The 6,414-nt window shown below is 43.0% G+C and carries 7 protein-coding genes; 2 read left to right on the top strand and 5 right to left on the bottom strand.

Annotation, left to right across the window (positions count from 1 at the left end; all coding sequences use genetic code 11):
• Window positions 1-222 precede the first annotated feature (222 nt).
• Window positions 223-720: a 2TM domain-containing protein gene (locus tag EWV60_RS15270; protein WP_193977605.1), complete on the bottom strand. Its 498-nt coding sequence runs from the start codon at window positions 718-720 to the stop codon at window positions 223-225.
• Between the two features lie 61 nt (window positions 721-781).
• A complete protein-coding gene (gene trmFO / locus EWV60_RS15265; protein WP_287233145.1) occupies window positions 782-2,119 on the bottom strand; it encodes an FADH(2)-oxidizing methylenetetrahydrofolate--tRNA-(uracil(54)-C(5))-methyltransferase TrmFO in 1,338 nt (445 codons plus the stop codon).
• A 241-nt stretch (window positions 2,120-2,360) separates the two neighbouring features.
• On the opposite strand from trmFO, the gene EWV60_RS15260 reads away from it, so the two are divergent.
• Entirely contained in the window at window positions 2,361-2,639 is a 279-nt protein-coding gene (locus EWV60_RS15260; protein WP_002778592.1) for a hypothetical protein, read from the top strand.
• Between the two features lie 118 nt (window positions 2,640-2,757).
• Here the strand turns inward: EWV60_RS15260 and EWV60_RS15255 are convergent, their stop codons facing one another.
• Window positions 2,758-3,837, bottom strand: coding sequence for a PIN/TRAM domain-containing protein (locus EWV60_RS15255; protein ID WP_024969898.1), 1,080 nt, complete (start codon window positions 3,835-3,837; stop codon window positions 2,758-2,760).
• Between the two features lie 374 nt (window positions 3,838-4,211).
• Here EWV60_RS15255 and hemW point away from each other — a divergent pair, with 374 nt between their 5' ends.
• Complete coding sequence (gene hemW, locus EWV60_RS15250) at window positions 4,212-5,384, top strand: radical SAM family heme chaperone HemW (RefSeq protein WP_193977609.1); 1,173 nt, start codon at window positions 4,212-4,214, stop codon at window positions 5,382-5,384.
• A 17-nt stretch (window positions 5,385-5,401) separates the two neighbouring features.
• On the opposite strand, the gene EWV60_RS15245 is transcribed toward hemW, so the two are convergent.
• A complete protein-coding gene (locus tag EWV60_RS15245; protein ID WP_004159018.1) occupies window positions 5,402-5,722 on the bottom strand; it encodes a cupin domain-containing protein in 321 nt (106 codons plus the stop codon).
• Entirely contained in the window at window positions 5,722-6,294 is a 573-nt protein-coding gene (locus EWV60_RS15240) for a shikimate kinase (protein WP_287233141.1), read from the bottom strand. Before EWV60_RS15240 ends, EWV60_RS15245 begins: the two co-directional genes overlap by 1 nt.
• Window positions 6,295-6,414 lie beyond the last annotated feature (120 nt).

The raw sequence follows: 6,414 nt of genomic DNA, 5'->3' as shown, positions 1-6,414 counted from the left end.
TTTGAGAGAATCGTCGTTCAAAACCTTGCGTCTTTATCGGCCCGCGTCCTGTAGGGGCGAAGCATTCGGGCAATAACCTATCGGTGAAACCGTAGATTTTCTATCCGAATGCTTCGCCCGTACTTTTTCAGCAGACCCTAAGTAGTTGTGAAAAGCCCAACTTTGTGTCCTTTGTGTCTCTGTGGTTCACAAAAACAAAAAAGGCTTAATTTGGCAACACTATTAAAACTGTAAAAACTTTTTAACTTGTGTCCAAAGATTGCTAAAAGACTCTTTCATTTCCTCCTTAATTTTCCAGCGTTTAAATGCCTCTTCGTAGGCAATTCCTTGATTTTGAAAAGTTTTCCAAGCAGAAAGGGAAAGAGGTAAACCCATCAGCAAAAAGATATAAATTGCCCAAGAAATTGTTCCCGAACTAATTAAATTAATGATAATAAAAAAACTATTAATAATCAGATAGCGAACGGTTTTATTTTTTAGCTCCTCGCGACGAAAGCGATCGAATTCTTGCCGTTTATAACTGAGCATTTTTGACTCTTGCCAGTCCTTTTCTGCCGCTTCTAAGTCTTTAACTTCAATAGCTAAATCGTCGGCAATTTCTAACAACTGTTGACGGGTAATTTCTCCCTTATCCCCTTGACGGGAGATAGCCAAATAGAGAATTTCCTGCACATCCTCTTGACTGTAGGATTGGGGAGGGAAAAAATCGGGGTTTGGCATAGCGATAGAGAAAGAAATAGGTTCCTTCTCTATTATGGGCGATCGATTTAGCGATTGACAGTTAGACGAGACAGGGAGTTTTTAACTGATTTATCCATGCTTCTAAATCCTGCAAAGAGCGATCGGCATATTGACCGTAACGTTCCCGTTTATTGCGGATTTTTCTGGTAAAATTCGGCAAAATGCCAAAATTTGGCGGCATCGGTTGAAAATGTTTCGGTTCGGCACTGCTGATAAACTCAAATAATGACCCCATCATCGTTGTGGTTGGCAATGTCACCGTTTCTAATCCTAAAGCTAAACGAGCGGCATTAGTTCCCGCTAACCATCCCCCAGCAGCCGCAGCCGTATAGCCTTCCGTGCCGATTAACTGTCCTGCCGCTAATAGCGTCGGTCGCGATTTAAACTGGAGACTGGAGGATAATAACTGGGGAGAATTAATAAAGGTGTTTTTGTGCATCACCCCCATGCGTACAAATTCGGCCTTTTCTAACCCCGGAATCAGACGGAAAACCCGTGTTTGTTCACCCCATTTTAAATTAGTTTGAAATCCCACCATATTCCACAATTGCCCCGCTTTATCTTCCATTCGCAACTGTATAACTGCGTAGGGACGTTGATCCGGATATCTGGGATCCGCTAATCCCACCGGTTTCAGGGGACCAAAACGCATGGTATCCTCTCCCCGACAGGCTAATTCTTCGATTGGCAGACAAGCCTCGAAAAATTTGGCATTTTCTCGCTCAAAATCCTTTAATTCCGCTTGTTCTGCTTGTTTTAACTCTTGCCAGAAATGCAGGTATTGTTCCCGATCCATGGGACAATTGAGATAGGCGGCCTCACCTTTATCGTAACGGGAGGCCAGAAAAGCGATCGATCGATCGATCGATTCCCCTAGAATAATCGGACTAGCGGCATCAAAAAAACTCAGATAGTCCAGACCGGCAAAATTTTGCAGATCTGCGGCTAAAGCAGCACTGGTTAACGGTCCAGTGGTTAAAACGACGATACCATCCCGGGGAATTTCCGTGATCTCCTGACGTTTTAAGGTGACTAGAGGGTGGTTAGCCAAGATTTCCGTCAAATTTCGACTAAAGACCCCTCTATCGACCGCTAAAGCCCCTCCTGCGGGGACACTATGCTGATCGGCCTGGGCAATAACTAGAGAATTTAAGCGTCGTAATTCTTCATGGAGTAACCCGGTGGCGCGATCCACCGCCATGGCACCAAAGGAGTTACTACAGACTAATTCGGCTAAAAATTGGCTATGGTGGGCGGGACTAGAGCGAATTGGGCGCATTTCGTACAGGATCACGGGAATACCTGCTTGGGCTATCTGCCACGCCGCCTCAGTCCCCGCTAATCCTCCACCAATTACATGAATAGGGCGATCGATCATAGTTGGGAGAAAATGGCTAGAGTAGGATTATTTTAGCGTTAGTTCCGAGTCACCAAAAAATAGGGCCAGCCTAGTGCGATCGCATAAAGATTGGGGCTGATCACAAACTCAGGTTATAATTAAAGAAGGGATAGAATATTATATTTTATCTCGGCACCGGTTTTGCTTTCGAGAAGGTGGCAACACCGCCCCACTTTCTCACCATCTCCTTCCAGATGGGCTAGTTAGCGGTTTGACTTCTATGAACACCAATTATCTTGAGGAATACCAAAAATACCTAGCCGAATGGCAGAAAATGCTTCTGTCCGCTTGGGGTAATGGTCTTCCCTCGACTACACCAGTGTTTGAGTTTCCGGAAACTTTGGTTAAATCCCTCGAATATCAACAAGAATGGGTGAAATCCTACCTAACCGCCCAAGAAACCGCCACCAAAGTTGCCCTCGATAGTCAGAAACAATTCTGGGATAGTTATTTCGGTTTTGCTCGTCAGTCCATGGCTGTAATCAATAAACCAGCTTAATTAGGTATCAATTGACTAGATAGTTCGATTGGTGACTTAACTTCCCTTAAAAAATGAAATTCCTCAAATACAATCCCCTCTGGCTCTGTATTTGAGGCTTTTTTGGGTTTTATTACCTTTAGGCAATCAGGGAATTTTGGGGTTTAGCAAAAATCATCCGTCCGGCCGAGGTTTGCAGTGCAGATGTCACCACTACCCGCAATTCTCCCCCTAGATAATCTTTTCCTTCTTCTACCACCACCATCGTGCCATCTTCTAGATAACCAATGCCTTGGGTGGGTTCTTTTCCTGCTTTGAGAATTTTCAGATCTAACGTATCCCCAGGCAAGTAGATCGGGCGTACTGCTTGGGCGAGATCGTTGACATTCAAGATGGTGACTTTTTGCAGATTGGCCACTTTACTGAGATTGTAATCGTTAGTGAGCAAGGTGGCGTTAATTTCTTGGGCAAGATGGACTAACTTAGCATCTACGGTGCTAATATCCTCATAATCGGCGGGATGAATGATAATGCGCTCGGGGAATTCTTGCTGCATCCGGTTTAGGATATCTAATCCGCGTCTTCCTCTAACTCGTTTTTGGTCGTTACTGCCATCCGCTAACTGTTGCAATTCCTGAAGGATAAATTGGGGGATGAGTATCTGTCCCTCGATAAATCCCGTGTCTAACAATTGTTCGATACGACCATCGATAATACAACTGGTGTCAACAACTTTAGTGGCGGCCGCTTGCAGGGTTCCTTCTGCCACTAGAATTGATTCCATACTATTGGGGTTAATCAGACGCAGAAAAGTGCGACCGTGGGTATCAGCTAAACTAACCCCCAGATAGGAAAACATAATACTGCCTAAAATAGCGATTATCGGCTTGATAAATGAGAATTCTCTGGGAATCGGGAGGAAGAAAATCGGAGCTAGGATCAGATTAGCAATCAACAAACCAATAACTAGACCGACCGAACGGGTTAAAATAACTTCGATCGGAGTTTGCCGTACTTGGGTTTCTAGACGACGATAGGTAGTTTGGGCAACTAAACCAAGAGCTAAACCAATAATTGAGGCAAAACCCGCCGATAACCAGCGTAAAGCTTCAATATTGCTGATTTGCGACTGGACAGTAACCGGCAGCAAGTCAACACCACTATAACCAATACTGGCAACAGCGAAGACGAATAGTAAAATTATGACAGCATCAAGCATGGGGATAATACCAGAGAGGATAGGGGGGAATGATGATAGAAAAATAATGAGTATGGATGCTTTTCTATTATATCTGTGGGTTTCTCCTAATTTGTGTCGGGAAAGTTGCCTCCATTCTAGGAGATGTTCTCCCCAGCCATAATACATCTTAACGAAGATAAACGAAATTATAGCCGTCGGGAGTCAGCCTTGAATCAGTTATCAGTTATTAGTTATCAGTCATCAGATACGAGTTACAGCGTTTCTCAGATAGATGAGGTTCGTTCTTGCATCTAAAATACTTGATTAGCAAGGCTTAGTCTGTACCTCACCTTGACGAGAAAGGCTGTATGAGTTCACTGATTACTGATTACTGTTCACTGATAACTGCTTTAATGCCCTATTTTCACCCCATAACCTCGGTTTATATTCATATTCCCTTTTGTCGTCGGCGCTGTTTTTACTGTGATTTCCCGATTTTTGTCGTCGGTAATCACACCAATCCGGCGACTTTTCCCCCTGTGGTGGAGTATGTGGAAATATTACAGGAAGAAATTAGCCTTAGTCCGGGGACGGGGAAACCCCTAGAAACAATTTTTTTTGGGGGGGGGACTCCTTCCCTGTTACCTGTGGAATTATTAGGATCGATTCTGGATACTTTAGCCAAAAAGTTTGATTTTGCAGCCGATATAGAGATTTCTATGGAGATTGATCCGGCTACCTTTAGTTTAGAACAATTACAGGGTTATCTTAGTGCGGGAGTCAATCGGGTTAGTTTAGGAGTACAGGCTTTTCAAGAACCATTATTACAGGTTTCTGGTCGATCGCATACTGTTAAGGATATCTATCAGGCAGTGGAATTAATTCGGGGATTGGGAATAGTTAACTATAGTTTGGATTTGATTTCAGGATTGCCACAACAAACCCTGACAGATTGGGAAAATTCCCTAGAAAAAGCGATCGAACTGCAACCGGCCCATCTTTCCTGTTACGATTTGGTCTTAGAAGCGGTTACTCCTTTCGGTAAACAGTATCAACCGGGGAAAAAACCCTTACCCGATGATGAAACCACGGCAAAAATGTATGTTTTAGCCGGTGAAAAACTAGCTTTAGCTGGTTATCAACATTACGAGATTTCTAACTATGCTAAACCGGGTTATCAATGCCGACATAATCGAGTTTACTGGGAAAATCGTCCCTATTATGGCTTTGGTATGGGGGCTGCTAGTTATCTTCATCAACAACGTTTTACCCGTCCGCGCAAAAGTCGCGACTATTTCGCTTGGGTAAAAGAAGGCTGCCCAATTGACGTGGAGAAAAATAGTTTTATCGATGATCTTCTCGAAACCTTAATGCTAGGGTTAAGGTTAGGGTCAGGGGTGAGTTTACCCGCGATTGAAGCTAATTTTGGTCCGGAAATCAAAAAAGCAATTTTAGAGGTCTTAGAGCCGCATAAACAGCGTAATCTAGTAATAATTGAGGGGGATACCAGGGTAAGATTAAGCGACCCCGAAGGTTTTTTGTTTTCTAATATCGTTTTAACCGATTTATTCGATCGCTGGCAATAGTCAGGAACTATATTTTACTAGCGATAATAGATAGCTAACCAAATACAAGGGGGATTATTGCTAGTAAATTCGACGCGGTGTTTTTGGTGAGGAGGAATCAAGAGATAATCCCCCGCTTGCAGATTAACTTGGCTGCCATCTTCATAACTAATCTCAGCGTATCCCTGTAATAAAATCACCCATTCAAACTCAGATTGATCGTACCATTGACCCCGGGGAGTGGTTTGACCGGTGGAAATAATTCTTTCTAGACGAATAGCTTGACTTTGAGCTAAAATTTCCAGAATTTCTCGGTCGGGAATTAGTTCAGGTAAATCAAAAATTGAAGCTGCTATCATTAGTTATGATCCCTTTCTGGATGAAAATCTTTAATCACCGTCGGTATTGCTGTTAAAATTTTCTCAACGATATCAGTAGGTCTATCTAGGTCATAAACAACAATCCGAAGATCTGCTTCTGCATAAAGTCCTCGTCTTTGTTCTAATAATAATTCCAGTTTACTTTCTAAATCAGTGGACTGAAGCAAGGGACGAGAGGTATCTTGTTTTAAACGTTTAACCAAGACTTCTAGAGGAACATCTAACCAAATCATTAAACCGTGACGAAGATAACTCCAATTCATCGGTTTTAAAACCATCCCTCCCCCGGTGGCAATCACAGTTTTAGTCAGAGGGGATAATTCGGCCAAAACCTGGGTTTCTAACTCCCGAAAAGTCGCTTCTCCCTCGTCAGCAAAAATTTCCCTGATTTTCTTTCCCGCGACCCTTTCTATTAATATATCTGTATCAAAAAAACGATATTGTAACCGTCGGGAAAGCAACTCTCCCAGGGTGGATTTGCCAGATCCCATCATTCCTAGCAAAAAAACACTTAATCCCCGTAAGGAGTTAAAATCCGTTGAATTGTCCATAGTTAAAATTTAGCTGAATGTAGTCCTCGCTACTAAGGGACGATGTTTTGATAAGCATTTAGGAGTAAAAACCGCGAGATGAAATCAGAAAATCTTCTCAGAACTCCCATTGACACCGAC

The sequence above is a fragment of the Microcystis sp. Msp_OC_L_20101000_S702 genome, from assembly GCF_007095705.1.
Taxonomy (GTDB): domain Bacteria; phylum Cyanobacteriota; class Cyanobacteriia; order Cyanobacteriales; family Microcystaceae; genus Microcystis; species Microcystis ichthyoblabe_A.
The sequence above is the reverse complement of the archived record's forward strand: the minus strand, read 5'-3'. Positions and strand labels throughout refer to the sequence as shown.

What these genes read in the sequence shown, in the direction of transcription:
- EWV60_RS15270 (WP_193977605.1), bottom strand. Translation starts at nt 720, where the DNA reads ATGCCAAACCCCGATTTTTTCCCTCCCCAATCCTACAGTCAAGAGGAT.
- trmFO (WP_287233145.1), bottom strand. Translation starts at nt 2,119, where the DNA reads ATGATCGATCGCCCTATTCATGTAATTGGTGGAGGATTAGCGGGGACT.
- EWV60_RS15260 (WP_002778592.1), top strand. Translation starts at nt 2,361, where the DNA reads ATGAACACCAATTATCTTGAGGAATACCAAAAATACCTAGCCGAATGG.
- EWV60_RS15255 (WP_024969898.1), bottom strand. Translation starts at nt 3,837, where the DNA reads ATGCTTGATGCTGTCATAATTTTACTATTCGTCTTCGCTGTTGCCAGT.
- hemW (WP_193977609.1), top strand. Translation starts at nt 4,212, where the DNA reads ATGCCCTATTTTCACCCCATAACCTCGGTTTATATTCATATTCCCTTT.
- EWV60_RS15245 (WP_004159018.1), bottom strand. Translation starts at nt 5,722, where the DNA reads ATGATAGCAGCTTCAATTTTTGATTTACCTGAACTAATTCCCGACCGA.
- EWV60_RS15240 (WP_287233141.1), bottom strand. Translation starts at nt 6,294, where the DNA reads ATGGACAATTCAACGGATTTTAACTCCTTACGGGGATTAAGTGTTTTT.